This is a genomic window from Mycolicibacterium obuense (genome assembly GCF_055397605.1).
Genome location: NZ_AP043663.1, coordinates 2,384,690 through 2,402,362, shown reverse-complemented (window position 1 = coordinate 2,402,362; position 17,673 = coordinate 2,384,690). Strand labels below are relative to the sequence as shown.

At 71.0% G+C, this 17,673-nt stretch carries 17 protein-coding genes; 4 read left to right on the top strand and 13 right to left on the bottom strand.

What is annotated here, in order from left to right; translation table 11 throughout:
* Positions 1-9: 9 nt before the first annotated feature.
* Positions 10-1,887, top strand: a complete 1,878-nt coding sequence (locus ACZ50N_RS11530; RefSeq protein WP_464475623.1) for a gamma-glutamyltransferase family protein — start codon at positions 10-12, stop codon at positions 1,885-1,887.
* Here ACZ50N_RS11530 and ACZ50N_RS11525 read toward each other — a convergent pair.
* The 4 genes from ACZ50N_RS11525 to ACZ50N_RS11510 all read right to left on the bottom strand — a co-directional run bounded on the left by ACZ50N_RS11525 (position 1,868) and on the right by ACZ50N_RS11510 (position 4,895).
* On the bottom strand, positions 1,868-2,362 hold the full coding sequence (locus ACZ50N_RS11525; RefSeq protein ID WP_464475410.1) for a PH domain-containing protein: 495 nt from the start codon (positions 2,360-2,362) through the stop codon (positions 1,868-1,870). The two genes, ACZ50N_RS11530 and ACZ50N_RS11525, sit on opposite strands and share 20 nt — an antisense overlap.
* Positions 2,359-2,841: a 6,7-dimethyl-8-ribityllumazine synthase gene (gene ribH, locus ACZ50N_RS11520; protein WP_464475409.1), complete on the bottom strand. Its 483-nt coding sequence runs from the start codon at positions 2,839-2,841 to the stop codon at positions 2,359-2,361. Before ribH ends, ACZ50N_RS11525 begins: the two co-directional genes overlap by 4 nt.
* Positions 2,838-4,109, bottom strand: a complete 1,272-nt coding sequence (locus ACZ50N_RS11515; protein ID WP_046361972.1) for a bifunctional 3,4-dihydroxy-2-butanone-4-phosphate synthase/GTP cyclohydrolase II — start codon at positions 4,107-4,109, stop codon at positions 2,838-2,840. Before ACZ50N_RS11515 ends, ribH begins: the two co-directional genes overlap by 4 nt.
* 174 nt (positions 4,110-4,283) lie before the next feature.
* Positions 4,284-4,895 (bottom strand): riboflavin synthase, encoded by a 612-nt coding sequence (locus tag ACZ50N_RS11510; protein WP_464475408.1) that lies wholly within the window; start codon positions 4,893-4,895, stop codon positions 4,284-4,286.
* Positions 4,896-4,956: 61 nt separating this feature from the next.
* On the opposite strand from ACZ50N_RS11510, the gene ACZ50N_RS11505 reads away from it, so the two are divergent.
* Both ACZ50N_RS11505 and ACZ50N_RS11500 read left to right on the top strand, forming a co-directional pair.
* Complete coding sequence (locus ACZ50N_RS11505; protein ID WP_048422145.1) at positions 4,957-5,661, top strand: LppX_LprAFG lipoprotein; 705 nt, start codon at positions 4,957-4,959, stop codon at positions 5,659-5,661.
* The gene (locus tag ACZ50N_RS11500) at positions 5,661-7,226 is read left to right on the top strand and encodes an MFS transporter (RefSeq protein WP_133414380.1); all 1,566 of its coding nucleotides are present in this window, start codon (positions 5,661-5,663) and stop codon (positions 7,224-7,226) included. Before ACZ50N_RS11505 ends, ACZ50N_RS11500 begins: the two co-directional genes overlap by 1 nt.
* On the opposite strand, the gene ACZ50N_RS11495 is transcribed toward ACZ50N_RS11500, so the two are convergent.
* From ACZ50N_RS11495 to ACZ50N_RS11455, 9 genes are all read right to left on the bottom strand, one after another.
* Entirely contained in the window at positions 7,193-7,369 is a 177-nt protein-coding gene (locus tag ACZ50N_RS11495) for a hypothetical protein (RefSeq protein WP_162938494.1), read from the bottom strand. The two genes, ACZ50N_RS11500 and ACZ50N_RS11495, sit on opposite strands and share 34 nt — an antisense overlap.
* 188 nt (positions 7,370-7,557) lie before the next feature.
* Entirely contained in the window at positions 7,558-8,559 is a 1,002-nt protein-coding gene (gene ribD / locus ACZ50N_RS11490; RefSeq protein WP_464475407.1) for a bifunctional diaminohydroxyphosphoribosylaminopyrimidine deaminase/5-amino-6-(5-phosphoribosylamino)uracil reductase RibD, read from the bottom strand.
* Positions 8,556-9,251 carry a ribulose-phosphate 3-epimerase gene (gene rpe / locus ACZ50N_RS11485; RefSeq protein ID WP_464475406.1) on the bottom strand — a complete coding sequence of 232 codons (696 nt, stop codon included), beginning with the start codon at positions 9,249-9,251 and terminating at the stop codon, positions 8,556-8,558. Before rpe ends, ribD begins: the two co-directional genes overlap by 4 nt.
* Before the next feature lie 4 nt (positions 9,252-9,255).
* Positions 9,256-10,668 (bottom strand): RsmB/NOP family class I SAM-dependent RNA methyltransferase, encoded by a 1,413-nt coding sequence (locus ACZ50N_RS11480; RefSeq protein ID WP_464475405.1) that lies wholly within the window; start codon positions 10,666-10,668, stop codon positions 9,256-9,258.
* Positions 10,665-11,591, bottom strand: a complete 927-nt coding sequence (fmt, locus tag ACZ50N_RS11475; protein WP_464475404.1) for a methionyl-tRNA formyltransferase — start codon at positions 11,589-11,591, stop codon at positions 10,665-10,667. Before fmt ends, ACZ50N_RS11480 begins: the two co-directional genes overlap by 4 nt.
* A gap of 20 nt (positions 11,592-11,611) precedes the next feature.
* Complete coding sequence (locus ACZ50N_RS11470; RefSeq protein WP_046361909.1) at positions 11,612-12,148, bottom strand: LemA family protein; 537 nt, start codon at positions 12,146-12,148, stop codon at positions 11,612-11,614.
* A complete protein-coding gene (locus ACZ50N_RS11465) occupies positions 12,142-13,971 on the bottom strand; it encodes a DUF2207 domain-containing protein (protein WP_464475403.1) in 1,830 nt (609 codons plus the stop codon). The genes ACZ50N_RS11470 and ACZ50N_RS11465 overlap by 7 nt, the downstream gene beginning before the upstream one ends.
* A 5-nt stretch (positions 13,972-13,976) precedes the next feature.
* Positions 13,977-15,923: a primosomal protein N' gene (locus ACZ50N_RS11460; RefSeq protein WP_464475622.1), complete on the bottom strand. Its 1,947-nt coding sequence runs from the start codon at positions 15,921-15,923 to the stop codon at positions 13,977-13,979.
* A 50-nt stretch (positions 15,924-15,973) separates the two neighbouring features.
* Entirely contained in the window at positions 15,974-16,681 is a 708-nt protein-coding gene (locus tag ACZ50N_RS11455; protein ID WP_464475402.1) for a lysoplasmalogenase, read from the bottom strand.
* A 42-nt stretch (positions 16,682-16,723) separates the two neighbouring features.
* Between ACZ50N_RS11455 and ACZ50N_RS11450 the strand changes: the two genes are divergently transcribed.
* Positions 16,724-17,641, top strand: coding sequence for an alpha/beta hydrolase (locus ACZ50N_RS11450; RefSeq protein WP_464475401.1), 918 nt, complete (start codon positions 16,724-16,726; stop codon positions 17,639-17,641).
* Positions 17,642-17,673 lie beyond the last annotated feature (32 nt).

Below are 17,673 nucleotides of genomic sequence, written 5' to 3'. Positions count from 1 at the left end.
ATCCTTCTGATGGCGGCTGTGCTGGTCTGCGCCGGTTGCACCGCCCCTGAGGCGTCAGCCGCGCCCGCGGGATCGTGCGCAATCGTGAGCAACGGCACGCCCGTGACCAAGCCGCGGGGCGGTCGCGACGAGTCCGCGCCGGAGACCGCGACCGGTTACCGCACCGGGATGGCCGCGGTGCACACGGACCACTATGCGGTTGCCACCGCCAACCCGCTGGCCACCCGAGCTGCGTGCGAAGTGCTGCGCGACGGCGGCACGGCGGCCGACGCCCTGGTCACCGCCCAGGCCGTCCTCGGCCTGGTCGAGCCTCAGTCCTCGGGCATCGGCGGGGGTGGCTTCCTGCTGTACTACGACGCGGCCGCCAATTCGGTGCAGGCGTTCGACGGGCGAGAGACCGCGCCGGCGGCGGCCACCGAGAACTACCTGCGCTGGGTATCCGACACCGACAGGACAGCGCCCACACCCGACGCCCGCGCCTCGGGCCGCTCGATCGGAGTGCCCGGCATCGTGCGCATGCTCGCCGACGTGCACGCCCAGCACGGCCGCACCCCGTGGCGAGACCTGTTCGGCCCCGCGGTCCGGCTCGCCGACGACGGGTTCCAGATCAGCCCCCGGCTGGCGGCGGCCATCGCCGATGCCGCCCCGAAGCTGCGGATCGACGCCGCGTCGGCCGACTATTTCCTCGAGCCCGACGGCTCCCCGAAGTCGGGTCGACTCAGCAATGCGGCGTACGCCAAGACGCTGGGGGCGATCGCCACCGATCCGGCCGCGCTCTACACCGGACCGATCGCCGGGGACATCGTCGCCGCCGCGGCCGACACCGCGGGCGGACGCACCCCGAGCCTGATGACCACCGCGGATCTGGCCGGCTACCGCACCAGGATCCGCGAACCACTGTGCACGCCGTACCGCGGCAAGCAGATCTGCGGGATGCCCCCACCGTCGTCGGGCGGTATCGCGGTGGCCGAAACGCTGGGCGTGCTCTCCCACTTCGACATGGCCTCGCTCCGCCCGACCGACGTCGACCGAGACGGGGGCCGTCCGACCGTGCAGGGGGTGCATCTGATCGCCGAGGCCGAACGGCTGGCCTACGCCGACCGCGACCGTTACGTCGCCGACACCGACTTCGTGCCGCTGCCGGGCGGCTCACCGAACGCCCTGCTGGCGGCCGACTACCTCGCCGGTCGCGCAGCGCTGGTCTCTCCCGATCGCACGATGGGAACGGCGAAGCCGGGTGAGTTCGGGCCGCCCGCGGCGCTGGCGCCGCCCGTCCCAGAACACGGCACCAGCCACATCGGCGTCGTCGACGCACAGGGCAATGCGGCCTCGCTGACCACCACGATCGAATCGGCGTTCGGCTCGTTCCACATGGTCGACGGTTTCCTGCTCAACAATCAGCTCACCGACTTCTCCGCCGAGCCGACTGCGCCCGACGGCGCGCCCGTCGCCAACCGGGTGGCACCGGGCAAGCGTCCCCGCAGCACGATGGCTCCCACGCTGGTGTTCGACACCGACGCCGGCGGGGCACGCGGTCCGCTGTACGCGGTGGCCGGCTCTCCGGGCGGCTCGACGATCATCCAATTCGTCGTGAAAACGCTTGTCGGCATGCTCGATTGGGGGTTGGACCCGCAGCAGGCCGTCTCGATGGTCGATTTCGGGGCTGCCAACTCCCCCACCACGAACGTCGGCGGCGAGCATCCCGTCGTCGACATCTCCGACGACGGCCGGCACGACCCGCTGGTCACCGGATTGCGCGACCTCGGGCACGAGGTCGACATCGCCGATCAGTCCAGCGGGCTCTCGGCGATCGTGCGCGCCGGCCCGGGGTGGGTCGGCGGGGCCGATCCGCGCCGGGAGGGTGCGGTCATGGGTGACGGCGGTTGATGTCCCCGGTGCGCCGGCCGCTCTCGTAGCGCTGCATCGCGGCGCGGACACTGTCCATCGCGTCCGCAGCTCGCTCCTTGTCGACAGCCTGGATCGCCATCACCGCCACGTACTCGTCGTCGGGCAGGTCCAGCCGGGCCCAACGGGCACCCCGATGAAACGACAGGCCGCGCACCACGCTCCAGTCGAACACCCGGTAGCCGAACAGGTTTCGGACCGCGACGCCGGCGGGCCCCACCCGCAGCCGAGGCCGCGCGAACAGGCAGACCGCGGCACCGAACACCACGCCGAGCGCGGCGATGGCGACCTGGTCGGCGGTCCGGAAGATGACACCTGTCGTCCCGACCTTGAGCAGCGCCCCCACGATCACGTGGGCGGCGACGATCACGACGGCGGCGGCATACGCGAACTTCGGGGTGAGGTGCGGTTTGACCTCCACATCCCACTCCGGGTTGTCCCGACCGCCGGCGCTCATGACGGCGAGGCGAGCCGATGCAGCGTCAGAGCGGTCGACAGTGCGGCCGCGGCGGCCTGCGCACCCTTGTCCTCGGCCGACTCGGGCAGCCCGGCGCGGTCGAGGGCCTGATGCTCGGTGTTCGTGGTGAGCACGCCGTTGGCGACGGGAGTGGACTCATCCAGCGACACCCGGGTCAGACCCTGGGTCACCGCGTCACACACGTAGTCGAAATGCGGGGTCTCGCCGCGGATCACGACGCCGAGGGCGACCACGGCGTCGTGGGTCCTGGCCAGCGCCTGCGCGACGACGGGGATCTCGATGGCACCGAGCACCCGCACCACGGTCGGGTCCGTGATCCCGGCCTCGGCCGCGGTGCGGCGGGCACCCTCGAGCAGGGCATCGCAGATGGTCTCGTGCCAGGTGCTCGCGACGATCGCCAGGGACAGACCGGATGCGTCGAGCTCCGGCATGTCGGGAACGCCTGCCGCAGGGCTCATTTGGTGCCGCCGATGTCGCCGGGCAGCGCCTCGTCGTAATCCTCGAGTCCGACCAGGTCGTGGCCCATGCGGTCCCGCTTGGTCATCAGGTAGCGAATGTTCTCGGAATTGGCCCGCACCGGCAGCGGCACACGTTCGATGATGTGCAGGCCGTAGCCGTCGAGTCCGACGCGCTTGGCCGGGTTGTTGGTCAGCAGGCGCATGGACCGCACGCCGAGGTCGACCAGGATCTGCGCACCGGTGCCGTAGTCGCGGGCGTCGGCCGGCAGACCGAGCTTGAGGTTAGCGTCGACGGTGTCGTCGCCGGCGTCCTGCAGCTGGTAGGCCTGCAGCTTGTGCATCAAGCCGATGCCACGGCCCTCGTGACCGCGCATGTACAGCACCACCCCGCGACCCTCCCGGGCCACCATCGCCAGCGCGGCGTCGAGTTGCGGCCCGCAGTCGCACCGGCGCGAGCCGAACACGTCACCGGTCAGGCACTCCGAATGCACGCGGACCAGCACGTCGTGCCCGTCCTCGTGGGGACCCGCGATGTCACCCCGAACCAGGGCGACGTGCTCGACGTCTTCGTAGATGCTGCTGTAGCCGACGGCACGGAACTCGCCGTGTCGGGTCGGGATGCGGGCTTCGGCGACCCGCTGGATGTGCTTCTCGTGCTTGCGCCGCCACTCGATCAGGTCGGCGATCGAGATCAGCGCGAGGTCGTGTTCGTCGGCGAAGATCCGCAGCTCGTCGGTCTGGGCCATCGCGCCCTCGTCTTTTTGGCTGACGATCTCGCAGATCGTGCCGGCCGGCTGCAGGCCGGCCAGCCGGGCCAAGTCGACAGCGGCCTCGGTGTGCCCGGGGCGGCGGAGCACCCCACCGTCCTTGGCGCGCAACGGAACGACGTGGCCGGGCTTGGTGAAGTCGTCGGCCACCGCGGTCGGATCGGCGAGCAACCGCATCGTGGTCGCCCGATCCGATGCCGAGATACCGGTTCCGACACCGTGTTTGGCGTCGACGGTGACCGTGTAGGCGGTGCCGTGCTTGTCCTGGTTGACCGCGTACATCGGCAGCAGGCCCAGGCGGTCGCAGATCTCCCCGTCGAGCGGGACACAGAGGTAGCCGGAGGTGTAGCGCACCATGAACGCCACCAGTTCGGGGGTGGCCTTCTCGGCGGCGAAGATCAGGTCGCCTTCGTTCTCCCGGTCTTCGTCGTCGATGACGACGACGGCCTTGCCTGCGGCGATGTCGGCCACCGCACGCTCGACCGAATCCAGCCTCGTCATCCTCACCACCTTGCCGGTCCCCACACGGGAAACCACGTATGTCCCGTTCAGTATGAACCACGCGACAGCCCGCGTTATTGCCCGCCTGAGCGAGGTCCGCGCGTCATCGCCTGTCGTGACGTTCGCCACGTACGGGCGCTTCGGGCAGTCGCGCCCGCTTCCCGCCCGTTCGACCTACTCGCCGTCCGGATTCTTCGTGGGCGTCATCAGCCGCTCGACGTACTTCGCGATGACGTCGACCTCCAGGTTCACCGGCGCTCCCACCTCGGCGCGCCCCAGCGTCGTCAGGTCCAGCGTGGTAGGGATCAACGACACCTCGAACCAGTCGGGGCCCAGTCCAGACACCGTCAGCGAGACCCCGTCGACGGTGATCGACCCCTTCTCGACGATGTAGCGCGACAGCGTCTCCGGCAGCCCGATCCGCACGACCGTCCAGTGCTCCGAGGGGGTGCGGGACACGATGTGGCCGGTGCCGTCGACGTGTCCCTGCACGATGTGGCCGCCGAGCCGGCTGCTGACCGCCGCTGCTCGCTCCAGATTCACCCGGGTGCCGACGTCCGCGCCGTTCAGGCTGGACCTGTTCAACGTCTCGGCCATCACGTCGGCCGAGAACGACCCGTCGGCCAGCACGTCGACCACGGTCAGGCAGACCCCGTTTACGGCGATCGAATCCCCGTGTCCGGCATCTGAAGTCACGATCGGGCCACGAATGACCAAACGTGCGGCATCGCCGAGGTCCTCCCTGCCGACGATCTCGCCCAGTTCTTCGACGATTCCGGTGAACACCTGTCCAGCCTAGGCCCACCGGCGAACGGTCCCTGCGCGGCGCACCCTCTACGATGCAGGCATGCAGACCCGCCTCTTGGCGCTCGTCGCCGCCCTCTTCGCTGTCGTCACCCTCATCGCGGGGTGCTCCGGCTCATCGTCCCAGGATTCCGGGACCGACCTACCGGATGCCACCACGTTGCTGCGGGAGTCGGCCGACACCACGAAAGCCCAGTCCAGCGCGCATCTCAAGCTCGCCGTACAGGGTCAGATCGCCGAGTTGCCCGTGGAATCCCTCGAAGGTGACCTGACCCAGAAGCCGGCCGTGGCCGCCAAGGGCACCGCCGACATCGTGTTCCTGGGCCAGAAGCTGCAGGGCGTCGAGTTCGTGGTCTCCGACGGTGACCTCTACGCCGCGATCACCGCCGGGGGCAGCCTCTCGAACTTCGGGCCGGCCGCCGACATCTACGACGTCGCCGCGATCCTGAGCCCCGACAACGGCCTGGCCAACGTGCTGGCGAACTTCTCCGACGCGAAGTCCGAAGGCCGCGAGACGATCGAGGGTGTCAAGACCGTCCGGATCACCGGCAACGTGCGCGCCGACGCCGTGAACAAGATCGCGCCGCAGATCGCCGCGAAGGGCCCCGTGCCGGGCACCGCGTGGGTCGCCGAGGACGGCAACCACGAGCTGATGCAGGCCCGCCTGGAACCCACTCCGGGGAACAGCGTGACGATGACGCTGTCGAAGTGGGGTGAGCCGGTGACGGTCGACAAGCCAGCGGTGTGATGCAGAGCACACCCGGGCACTCCGCTCCCGCGGCGAATCGCAACGTCGCGATCGCCGCCGGCGGCCTCGCGGTCATGCTCGGAGCGCTCGACACCTACGTCGTCGTCTCGGTGATCCGCGACATCATGTTCGACGTCGGTATCGGCATCAATCAGATCCAGCGCGTCACCCCCATCATCACCGGCTATCTCCTCGGCTACATCGCGGCGATGCCGCTGCTGGGCCGGGCCTCGGACCGGTTCGGACGCAAGCTGCTGCTCCAGGTGAGTCTCGCCGGCTTCGCCGTCGGCTCGATCGTCACCGCGCTGTCGACCGACCTGACGATGATGGTGATAGGCCGCGCCATCCAGGGCGCCGCCAGCGGCGCTCTGCTGCCCGTGACGCTGGCGCTGGCGGCAGATCTGTGGGCCAGCCGCAACCGGGCCGCGGTGCTCGGCGGTGTCGGCGCCGCCCAGGAGCTGGGCAGTGTGCTCGGCCCCCTCTACGGCGTGGCCCTGGTGGCGGTGTTCACGCACTGGCAGGCCGTCTTCTGGGTCAACGTGCCACTCGCCGCGGTGGCGATGGTGATGATCCACTTCAGCCTGCCGGCCGCGGACAAGGACCGGCCGAAGGAAAAGGTCGACGTCGTGGGCGGGTTGCTGCTCGCGGTCGCGCTCGGCCTCGCCGTGGTCGGCATGTACAACCAGGCCCCGGACGGCAAGCAGGTGCTGCCGAGCTATGGCCTACCCGTGCTGATCGCCGCAGCAGTCGCCGCGGCGGCCTTCTTCGCCTGGGAGAGATTCGCCACAACACGGCTGATCGACCCCGCGGGAGTCCGCTTCAGACCGTTCTTGGCGGGTCTCGGCGCGTCGCTGTGCGCGGGTGCCGCACTGATGGTCACGCTGGTGAACATCGAGCTGTTCGCCCAGGGCGTGTTGGGCAAGGAACAGCAGGAGGCGGTCTTCCTGCTGGTGTGGTTCCTCGGCGCGCTCCCGGTCGGCGCGCTGGTGGGCGGATGGATCGCCACCAAGGCGGGCGATCGCATCGTGGTCTTCGTCGGGCTGCTGATCGCCGCGGCCGGGTACTGGCTGGTGTCGAAGTGGACGGTGAACGTCCTGAGCGCCCACCACGACCTGGGTGTCGTGCAGCTGCCGACCTTCGACACCGACCTGGTCATCGCCGGTGTCGGCCTCGGTCTCGTGATCGGCCCGCTGACCTCGGCCACGCTGCGGGTGGTGCCCGCGGCACAGCACGGTATCGCCTCGGCCGCCGTGGTGGTGGCCCGCATGATCGGCATGCTGATCGGTATCGCCGCGCTCTCGGCGTGGGGTTTGTACCGGTTCAACCAGCACCTGGCCAGCCTGCCGGCCAGCCCTGGGGGTGACACGCTGGCGCAGCGGCTGGCAGCAGAGGCGCTGCGGGTGCGCCAAGCCTATGTGCTGCAGTACGGCGAAATATTCACGATCACCGCGGTGGTGTGCGTGGTCGGGGCGCTCCTCGGGCTACTGATCAGCGGTCGCGATCAGCATGCCGACGAACCGGAGCTCGAGCCTCAGCAGCGCTCGAGTCCGCGGCCCATCAGCTGAGGCTCGGCGACGAGGTCGTCGATCACGGGGTTGTCGTCGGTGGTGTCGTCCATGGTCAGCCCTCGCCAGGCGTCGCGGATCACCGCCTTGATCGAGTCTGGGGTGACCGGGCTGTAACTGAGCCAGTCCTGCAGTGCAGTCATGCTCTTCTGTCCTTTGTTCGTGCTCACCATGCGCAACTCGTCGGTGAAAGCGCGATATTCCCCGTCAGTCTACCGAGCGATCCATCGCGTCGGGCCCGCAGCAATGCGCGCGCGTCGTGTGAGAGCGCTTACGGAAACCCTTGATGGACAACGGGTAACGATCTGATAACGACGGCGGAGGGCCTGGATCAGGCTCGAACGAGGCTCAACAGCACGTCCGGACCGACCGGATGGACGCCGTCGAAGCGCCACCGGTGTGCCTGCCCGATGCTCGTCACGCCGACGTCGTCGATGGCGGTGATCGGGCCGCCGAGCAGAATCGGCGAGACATAGGCGAGTATTCGGTCGATCACGCCGGCCCGCAAGAACGCCCCGGCCAAGGTCGGGCCGCCTTCGACCAGCACATCGGTGCGGTCCGACAGCGCCTGGACCACTTCGTGCGGATCGCGGGTCCGGATCACCATCGTGCGCGAGTCATCGTTGAGAACCGTTGCGTCAGGCGAGATCTCACGCATCCCGACCACCACGCGCAGCGGCTGGTGCTCGGTCAGCGAACCATCGGGGCGACGCGCGGTCAATGCCGGGTCGTCGGCGAACACCGTGCCGGTGCCCACGACGATCGCATCGGCGATCGCGCGACGCCGGTGCACGTCGGCGCGGGCTGCCTCCCCGGTGATCCACCGGCTGGTGCCATCGGCGGCAGCGCTGCGTCCGTCCACACTCGCCGCGAATTTCCATGTTACGTGCGGCATCCCGGTGCGCTGCTTGTGCAGCCACTCGCGCAGCGGCCCGCCCGACACCGCATCGGCGCCCACTCCCGCGGTCACCGCGACACCCGCACGCGCCAACCGGGCAGCTCCGCCGGCGGCGACGGGATTCGGATCCGCGACGGCGAACACCACATTCGCTATCTGCGCGGCGAGCAGAGCGTCCACGCACGGCGGCGTGCGACCGACGTGGTTGCACGGCTCGAGCGTCACCACCGCCGTCCCGCCGGCGGCCCGCTCCCCGGCGCGGCGCAGCGCCAACACCTCGGCGTGCGGCCCGCCGGGCGGTTCGGTGGCGCCCACGCCTGCGATCTCACCGTCGGCGTCCAGGATCACCGCGCCGACCGGCGGGTTGGGATACGTTGTGCCCTTGACCTTTTCGGCCTGCTCAACAGCCGCAGCCATCGCGGCGTCGAGGTTCACGGCGCGAAGTGGCTGGCGGCCGCGGCGGCCTGGGCGCGCAAGGCCGACACGGCGCGCGCGGGATCGTCGGCGCCGTAGACCGCAGACCCCGCGACGAAACAGTCCACCCCGGCCTCGGCCGCCGCCTCGATCGTGTCCGCGCTGATTCCGCCGTCGATCTCGACGAGCACGGTCAGCTCACCGGCGTCTACAAGACGGCGCACAATACCCACCTTGGGCAGCACCTCGGCGATGAACTTCTGCCCGCCGAACCCGGGCTCGACCGACATCACCAGCAGCGTGTCGAAGTCGCGCAGGATCTCCAGGTAGGGGTCGACCGGGGTGCCCGGCTTGATGGCCAGGCCGGCTTTGGCGCCGGCCGCCCGGATGTCGCGGGCGACGGCGCGCGGATCGTCGGTGGCCTCCGCGTGGAACGTGACGTTGTGGGCGCCCGCCTCGGCGTAGGGCGGGGCCCAGCGGCCCGGATCGTCGATCATCAGGTGACAGTCCATCGGGATGTCGGTGACCTTGAGCAGCGATTCGACAACGGGCAGGCCCAGGGTGAGGTTCGGCACGAAGTGGTTGTCCATCACGTCGACGTGCACCCAATCTGAGCCCTTGATCGCAGCCACCTCGTCGGCGAGCCGGGCGAAGTCGGCGGCCAGGATCGACGGCGCGATCATCGGGGCGGTGTGGGCGGACTGTCCGGGCATGGGGTCAGCCTATCGGGGGCCCGGTGACGCGAAGAGCGGCGGCGAACATCGCGTCGGTTCCGTGCCGGTGCGGCCACAGCTGGACCGATGACGCGTCGCCGGTGTCGGCGGCCGGGCCGAACAGCTCTCTGGTGTCCAGCGCCTCGACCGGGTGGCGGCGCAGCGCGTCGGCCACCACGCCGGTGGTCTCGGCCAGATGCGGCGAGCAGGTCGCGTACAGCACGACACCGCCGGGCCGGGTCAACCGGATCGCCGATGCCAGCAGCTCGCGCTGCAGCTTGGCCAGCGGGGCCACGTCGCCCGGCTGGCGCCGCCACCGCGCTTCGGGTCTGCGGCGCAGCGCGCCCAGCCCGGTGCAGGGCGCGTCGACGAGCACCCGGTCGAAGCCGGGGGTCAGTCCGGAGTCACGCCCGTCGACCCGGACCACCTCGACGGGCAGGCCCGCGGTGTTCTGCTCGACCAGCTCGGCGCGCCGCGGTGCCGGCTCCACCGCCGTGACCTGGACACCGGCCGGCCGGCCCAGCGCGGCGAGCAGCGCGGTCTTGCCGCCGGGACCGGAGCACAGATCCAGCCACCGGCCACCGTCGGGACCGTCGAGCTCGGCCAGCGTCAGCGCACGCGCCACGAGCTGGCTGCCTTCGTCCTGGACCAGAGCCCGCCCGTCGCGCACCGCGGCGAGCGCACCGGGGTCACCCTCAGCCAAATACACGGCGTACGGCGAGAATCGGCCGACGGCGCCGCCGACCTCCTCGGCCAACTCTGCGGCGGTGATCGCACCGGGGCGCGCTACCAGGTGCACCTCCGGGCGGGCGTCGTCGCTTGCCAGCAGGGCCGCCAACTCGTGCGCGCGGGCACCGAGGGCGTCGGCGAAAGCCTGCGCGACCCAACGCGGATGGGCGTGCACGAAGGCCAGATGGCCGATCGGGTCGGTGGCGGCGGGCGGGGCCAGCTCCGCCAGCCATGACGCTTCGTCGCGGCGGGCGATGGTGCGCAGCACACCGTTGACGAAACCCGCTCGCGCCGCGTCGAATTCGATGCCGGCCTGCTCCACCGTCGTCGAAACCGCGGCGTGGTCTTCGACCCGGGTGCGCAGAATCTGGTAGGCGCCCAACCGAAGGAGATCGAGCAGGACCGGATCGATGTGCTCGACCGGGCGACCCGCCGCGGCACCGATGACCGCGTCGAGCAGGCCCTGCGCGCGGCACGTGCCGTAGGTGAGTTCGGTGGCGAATGCGGCGTCGCGGCCGGTGATTCCGCGGTCCCGAAGCATCGCGGGCAGCGCGAGGTTCGCGTAGGCGTCGCGCTCCGACACCGCGCGCAGCACATCGAACGCGGCTCGGCGGGCCGGGTCCAGCGGTGTGCGCCGCTGGGAACGCCGGGGTGACGACTGCCGGGGCGGCCGTTTCGGCCCGGTCACCGGAGCGCTCCGATCTCGTCGAGGCGCGCACCGCGGGCCCAGTCTGCTGCGTTCATCGGCTTCTTGCCCGGCGGTTGCACCGTGTGCAGTTCGACGGCGTCGGTACCGGTCCCCACCAGCACCCGCTTCTTCTCGACGCCGAGGTGCCCGGGCGCCAGATCGCTGCGGTCCGACACCGTGACGGGCCCGAGTTTGATCCGCTGCTCGCCAAGCATCGTCCAGGCTCCCGGGTTCGGGGTGACAGCGCGCAGGCGCCGGTCCACCACGTGGGCGGGCAGGTCCCACCGAACCCGGGCGTCGTCGACGGTGATCTTCGGGGCGACGCTGATGCCCTCGGTCGGCTGCGGGACCGCGGTGAGCGTGCCGTCGGCGATCCCGTCCATGGTGGCCTCCAGCAGACCTGCTCCGGAGTCGGCCAATCGCCCCAGGAGATCGCCGGCGGTGTCGCGGGGTGTGATCGTTTCGGTGACCACGCCGTAGACCGGTCCGGAATCCAGGCTCGGTTCGATCTGGAACGTGGTGGCCCCGGTGACGGTGTCGCCGGCGGCGATCGCGGCCTGCACCGGTGCCGCGCCGCGCCACGCGGGCAGCAGCGAGAAGTGCAGATTCACCCAGCCGCGTGGGGGCACGTCGAGCAGCGCGTCGCCGAGCAGTGCGCCGTAGGCCACCACGGCACAGCATTCCGGTGCCAGCGCAGCCAGTTCCGCGACGAACTCCGCAGAGTTGGGACGCGACGGGCGCAACACGGGGATGCCGGCTTCCCGGGCCAGCTGCGCCACCGGCGACGGGGTCGGGGTGCCGCGCCGGCCCGCCGCGGCGTCGGGGCGCGTCAGGACAGCGATCACCTCGTGGCGGGGCGACGAAAGGAGGCGACGCAGGGACGGGAGAGCCGGCTCCGGGGTGCCGGCGAAGACGAGACGCACCGGGTCAGTCTAGGAACCGCCTAGCGGGCGATCTGGTAGTACTCCTTGTCGCCGACCCCAGTCAGTGGGGCGACGAACATCCAGGGAATGGTGCCGAGCAGCCGATTGAGGGTGGCGACCGAGTCGTTGTAGTACTGGCGCGCGAACGCGAGCTTGTCCTCGGTGTCGGCGAGGTTGCGCTGCAGGTCGAGGAAGTTGGCCGACGAACTGAGCTGCGGTGAGGTCTGTCCCAGGTTCAGCAGCGGTGTGAGGGCGGCGTCGAGCTGCCGCTCGGCCGCGCTGCGCTGTGCCACCGACCGACCCGCAGTCGCCGAGGTGAGCGCTTCCCGGGCGTCGGTGACGCGGTCCAGAACGTCTTTCTCGTGAGCGGCGAAGGTCGCCACGGTGTGCACCAGGCTGGGGATCAGCGATGCCCGCCGGGTCAGCTCGACGTCGATGCCTGCCAGCGCCTCGGCGACGCGGACGTCGGCCGACCGGATCTTGTTGTAGCCGGCCACATATCCGACCAGTATCAGCAGCACCAGTACCAGCACGATGCCGAGCACGACGCTCACCATGATCCTCCTCCCCCGCCGCCACCACCGCCGCCGCCACCGCCGCTGAAGCCGCCACCACCACCCGAGGAGGATGAGGAGGACGACGACTGCGAGGCGGTGTAGGCACCGATCGACGACGACAACGCCGAGTCGAAACTGTCGAAGTTCGCGCCACCCGAGCTGCCCGCCGCCGAGTACGACGTCGACGGACCGGAGGAAACATCCCAATCCGGTTGCGGTGCAGCGGTGTTCGTGTAGGCCTGGTACTTCTTGGCCCACGCGGCCGCAACTCCACCCGCGACCGCGAACGGGACGTAGGCGGTGTAGAGGTCCCGCCGGGCCGCGAAATCGAAGCGGGTCTCGGCCGAGTCCGTCGCGAGCACGCGGTGAAACCCACCGGCGCGCGACCACAGTTCGCGCCCTGCCGCGGTGCGCCGCGAACCCACACCGTCGCGCCACGACGCCGCGGTCAGCACGAAGAACATCGCGAAGGGCAACGCCCACAGCGTGATCGGGAAGCCCCAGCGGAAGAAGCCGCAGAGCATGAGCAGGAACGCGACCGCGTTGGCCGCGCGCAGCCACAGCTCCTTCCTGCGCGCCACCAGCAGACCCTCATCGCGGGCCCACGTCTGCACGGCCTTCGTCATGTCTTCCTTGGCCTTGCTGAGCTTCTGCCCCGACGTCGCGGTCTTCTTCGCCGTGAACTCGCTACCGGAGTTCATCAGCTTCAACCGGGACGCGACGGCCAGGCTGACCGGGTCGAGGCCCGACCACTGGCCCGACTGGGCGATGCTGCGCAGCGTCCATTCTCTGTCGCCGAGTTGCTGCAGCGTGATGAGTTTGCGCTCGGCGAGGTAGAACAGCGTGGCGGTCAGCCCGTTCTTGGGCACCGACTCGGTGCGAATGTATTCGACCTGCACCGGCCCGAGACCGGGTGGCGGCGCGTATTGCAGCGGGAAGCCCGGGGAACGTTCAGTGACGCTGCGCAACCACAGCACCGCGCCCGCCCCGGAGGCGAGGGTGAGCCCGAGCAGCCACAGCACGCCGGTGACGGACTGCCCGAGGATGCGGTCCCACGTGTAGGGCCACGGCAGCGTCGAGCGGACAGGTGTCGGCACATCCACGCCCGCGCGCAGGGTGACCGGTGTGCGCGGCGGGAGCTGCGACGCCGTCGCGACCACCGTGTCGCCGGCAGCACGCAGGTCATCACATGCACGTCCGACGCCGGTCCCGACCGAACACTGCACCGCGCCGACGGCACCCGGCAGCCTGACGGAGATCTCCGCCCGGTCGATGCGGTTGTTCCACGAGGGGGCGATGACGTTCCAGAAGAACACCGACGGCGAGCTCTCCTGCGCGCCGACGGTCTGGGCGAACCGGTGGTCGGCCCCGGTGGCGCCGGGATCCAGTACCCCGCGGATGCGGTAGGCGATCTCGAAGACATGGCCACCGTCGGACAGTGTCCGGTCGGGGTCACCGATCTTCGCGACACGGAAGCGTCTGCCGTCCTCCCACAGCATCTGATAGGGCACCGGTGCGCCGTCCAATGCGATGGAGGTGATCTCGGGCTGCTGGCGGAGGTGAGAGTCGTTGCGATTGGCCACATCCCAGTACCGGAAGATGCCGTGCCGATCCGTGGTGTAGACCTGCGCGGTGATGGTCTCGACCGCGGTCATGTCCCCGGCCGCATCCACCGTGGCGGTCATGCGGTAGTCGCTGATCACCACGGGATCCTCGAGCGCCGGACCGTCGCCGCTCCCGCCGGTGAACAGCAGTGGCCACAGCAGCCCGAATGCGATGAGCACCAGCGGGATCGACGCCTTGATCAGCCGCCGCACGGACATGCGCATCACCCTATGTGCAACGGATCGATCTGGATACGCACCGGCTCGTGGTCGTGGCGCGCGCTGTGCACCGCGGTGGCCTTGCGCAGGGCCGCGGCCAATGCCAGGCCGTCGGACCGTGCCGCGCGCACCAGCATGCGGATCACCGGGTGCTCGGGTGCGACGCCGGGCGGCCGGCGCACGCCCACCGGTAGATCCACAGGCCCGAGCAGATCCGCACCCGCCGGCAGGGCGGCGCCGTCGAGCAGCGCGTGGACTGCGTCGGCGGCGCCGTCGACGGCCGCCATGTGCACCGCGGGCGGCAGCCCCACCTCCGCTCGCCCCTCGAGTTCGTCGTCGGCGTGGCCGACCGGGTCCCAGCGGATCAGCGCCTGCACGGTCGGGATCGCGGACTCGGCGACCACGACGACCACTCCCCCGTCCCCGCGGCGGCGGACCAGCGCCGCCGCCGACATCCACCGGCGCAGCGTGTCCTCGGCCGCCCGCAGGTCCTGCCGGCCCAGCAGCGCCCAGCTGTCGAGCAGCAGGGCCGCTCCGTACCCGCCGGTGGCGACGGGCTCGACGCCCGGGGTGGCGACGACCACCGCCGCGCGCTGCGGCACGGACTCCACCACGGCCTCACCGCCGGAGGTGACCACCGCGACGCCCGGGAACGCCCGACCCAGTTCCTCGGCGGTGCGCCGGGCCCCGACCACCACCGCACGCACCGCGTCCGAGCCACACCGTGCGCAGCGCAGCGCGAGCTCTTCACGTCCACACCACCGGCACACCGCCCCGGCCGCGTCACGACTGGCCAGCGACAGCGGTCCGGTGCAGTGCCGGCAGCGCGCGACGGTGCGGCAGCGAGCGCACGACAGCGCGGGCACGTATCCGCGCCGCGGCACCTGCACCAGCACCGGTGCGTCGGCTTTCAGGGCGGCGCGGGCGGCGTCGAGTGCGACCGACGGCAGCCGCGCCGTCCGGGCGGCTGCGTCGCGCTCCTGCGCGTAGGCGCTGTCCTCGAGCGCGATCACCCGCGGCGAGCACGTCCGGACCGTCTGCCGTGGCGCGGTCAGATCGTGGGCCCACCCGCTGCGCACCAGCGCCTGCGCCTCGGCGGTGCGCGCGTGGCCACCGATGACCGCAGCGCAGCGCAGCTGGTGTGCGCGCAGCATCGCGACCTCGCGGGCATGCGGATACGGCGCGCGCGGTTCGGCCAGCGAATCGTCGCCGTCGTCCCACATCAGCACCAGGCCGAGGTCGACCACCGGCGCGAACACGGCACTGCGCGTCCCGATGACCACCCGGGCGTCGCCGCGCAGCACCGCGAGCCACCGGCGATACCGCTCTGAGGGGCCCAACCCGGCTGACAGCGCCACCACCCGCCGGGCGTCGACGAGTTCACCGCACGCCGCGGCGAGCCGATCGACGTCGCGCTGATCGGGGACCACGGCGAGCACCGACCGGCCCGCGTGCACCGTCACCGCCGCGGCCTCGGCCAGTCGCGCCGCCCACGTATCGCCCGGTAGCGCCTGCCACACCGCGCGAGCGGCGCGGCCGTCCCGCAGCGCGGCGATGAACTGCGCACCGCCGCTGTAGGCCGACCACGCGCCGGCGTCGACCTCGGCCGCGACCAACGGGTCCAGCGGCACCGGCGGCTTCTTCTCGACGGTCGCGTGCCGCGGCGGGATCGCCAGCCGCAGCACGTCGGCGCGAGTGCCGGCGTACCGCGCGGCGACGGCGTCGACGAGCCGGCGCACGTCGTGCGTCAGCACCGGCTGCGCGGACACCACCTTCTCCAACCAGCCGAGCCGGCCGGTGTGGTCGGTCTCCGACCGGCGTTCCAGCACGAACGCGTCGACGAGTCGACCGTTGAACCGCACCTTGACCCGAACCCCCGGCTGGGCGTCGTCGGACATCTCCGCGGCGACCAGGTAGTCGAACTCCCGATCCAGGTGCGGCACCGTGAGCATCGGCAGCACCCGCGCGATGGGCTCGTGCTCGGCTGCCTGCCGTCCGACGGTCACCCCGCAGGTCTAGCAGAGGGCTCGGACGACCGGCCGAACAGCACACCGGCGCTGATCAGCAGCAGTGACGCCGCGTAGACCCACCAGATGGGCACCGCCAGCGTCTCGTCCCCGAGAACGAATCGGCCGATGCCGATCATCGCGTCGGACACCGCGAAACAGACCGCGCCCATGGCGGTCCACGGCGTCGGTAGGTCGGCGAGCAGCGCCGTGCACACCATCGCGCCCAGCACCGCGATGTACGCCGTCACCGGCACCGCCATCCCGTCGGCCACCAACCGCGGCCAGAACCACACCAGCAGGCCCGCGCAGGCCAGCACGGTCACCCCGGCCGCCGCCCCGCGGACCGGCGTGGCCCTCACGAGCGGCCACAGCGTGACCAGGAAGCACACGTGAGCCACCAGGAACGCAGCGAGCCCCAGCACGAACGACGGCTCCCACCACGGCATCGCGAGCAGGAAGTCACCCGCGGCGGAGAACAGCAGCGCACCCACCAGCCAGCGCCGCTCGCCCGCGATCGGGTGGGTGAGCGCCGCGGCGGCGAGCAGGACCGCGGCCAGCGCCTTGACCGCAGGCTGGGCGCCGAACCGTCCGGTGAGCTCGGTACCCGCGGGGACCTGCGTCGCCGTGACGATCAGGAACACCCCGTACGCGGCGGCCACCACGGCTGCGGCTCCCCACAGGGCGGTACGGCGAGTCGTCACGGGTGCGAACCTACTAAAACCGCGGCGGCTACCGTGTGGGCCATGGCTGACCTCGATCCCGTGCTCGCGAAGGTGCTCGACGCGGTGCCGTTCCGACTGACCACCGACGGCGGGCCGGAGTCCGCGCGGCGCCGTTTCGCCGAGCTGCCGCGGGCGGAGGTGTTCCCGGAGGTCACGACGACCGAGCAGAGCATCACCGGGCCAGCAGGCCCGGTGCCCGTCCGCATCTACCGGCCGGCGACCGAGGCGGCGGTGCTGCCGGTGGTGATCTTCATCCACGGCGGAGGGTGGTCGGTGGGTGACCTCGACACCTACGACGCGGCGGCACGCCTGCACGCCGTGCGGGCCGAGGCGCTGGTGGTGTCGGTCGACTACCGGCTCGCACCGGAACATCCGTACCCGGCGGCGGTCGAGGACGTCTGGGCGGCCGCGCAGTGGGTGGCCGACCGGGCAGGCGACTACGGTGGCGACCCGTCGCGCGTCGCGGTGGCCGGCGATTCCGCCGGCGGCAACCTGGCCGCGGTGGTCGCCCAGCAGGCCCGCGACAGCGGCATCTCGTTGCGGTTCCAGCTGCTGTGGTACCCGTCGACGACCTTCGACACGTCGTTGCCGTCGTTCACCGAGAACGCCGATGCGCCGATCCTCGGGCTAGCCGAATGCAAGGGGTTCACCCGCTGGTATGTCGGCGACACCGACCTGACGCAGCCGCCCGCCACGCTCGTCCCCGCCCGGGGCGACCTGACCGGTCTGGCACCGGCCCACATCGTCGTCGCAGGCCACGATCCGTTGCGCGACGACGGCGCCCGCTACGCCGAGCTGCTCACCGCCGCAGGGGTCGACGCCGAGCTGTACACCGCCGACACGCTGGTGCACGGCTTCCTCGGCTACTACGGCGTCGTCCCTGCGGCGACGGAGGTCACCGACCGGGCGCTGGACGCGTTGCGCACAGCGCTGCAGTAGGTCAGACGGAGCCTTCTACGTCCGACTCCTCA

Coding starts and splice junctions, on each gene's coding strand:
- ACZ50N_RS11530 (WP_464475623.1), top strand. CDS start 10: ATGGCGGCTGTGCTGGTCTGCGCCGGTTGCACCGCCCCTGAGGCGTCA.
- ACZ50N_RS11515 (WP_046361972.1), bottom strand. CDS start 4,109: ATGACGAGGCTGGATTCGGTCGAGCGTGCGGTGGCCGACATCGCCGCA.
- rpe (WP_464475406.1), bottom strand. CDS start 9,251: ATGCCCGGACAGTCCGCCCACACCGCCCCGATGATCGCGCCGTCGATC.
- ACZ50N_RS11525 (WP_464475410.1), bottom strand. CDS start 2,362: ATGAGCGCCGGCGGTCGGGACAACCCGGAGTGGGATGTGGAGGTCAAA.
- ACZ50N_RS11470 (WP_046361909.1), bottom strand. CDS start 12,148: ATGGTGAGCGTCGTGCTCGGCATCGTGCTGGTACTGGTGCTGCTGATA.
- ACZ50N_RS11500 (WP_133414380.1), top strand. CDS start 5,661: ATGCAGAGCACACCCGGGCACTCCGCTCCCGCGGCGAATCGCAACGTC.
- ACZ50N_RS11465 (WP_464475403.1), bottom strand. CDS start 13,971: ATGTCCGTGCGGCGGCTGATCAAGGCGTCGATCCCGCTGGTGCTCATC.
- ACZ50N_RS11450 (WP_464475401.1), top strand. CDS start 16,724: ATGGCTGACCTCGATCCCGTGCTCGCGAAGGTGCTCGACGCGGTGCCG.
- ACZ50N_RS11495 (WP_162938494.1), bottom strand. CDS start 7,369: ATGACTGCACTGCAGGACTGGCTCAGTTACAGCCCGGTCACCCCAGAC.
- ACZ50N_RS11505 (WP_048422145.1), top strand. CDS start 4,957: ATGCAGACCCGCCTCTTGGCGCTCGTCGCCGCCCTCTTCGCTGTCGTC.
- ribH (WP_464475409.1), bottom strand. CDS start 2,841: ATGAGCCCTGCGGCAGGCGTTCCCGACATGCCGGAGCTCGACGCATCC.
- ACZ50N_RS11460 (WP_464475622.1), bottom strand. CDS start 15,923: ATGCTCACGGTGCCGCACCTGGATCGGGAGTTCGACTACCTGGTCGCC.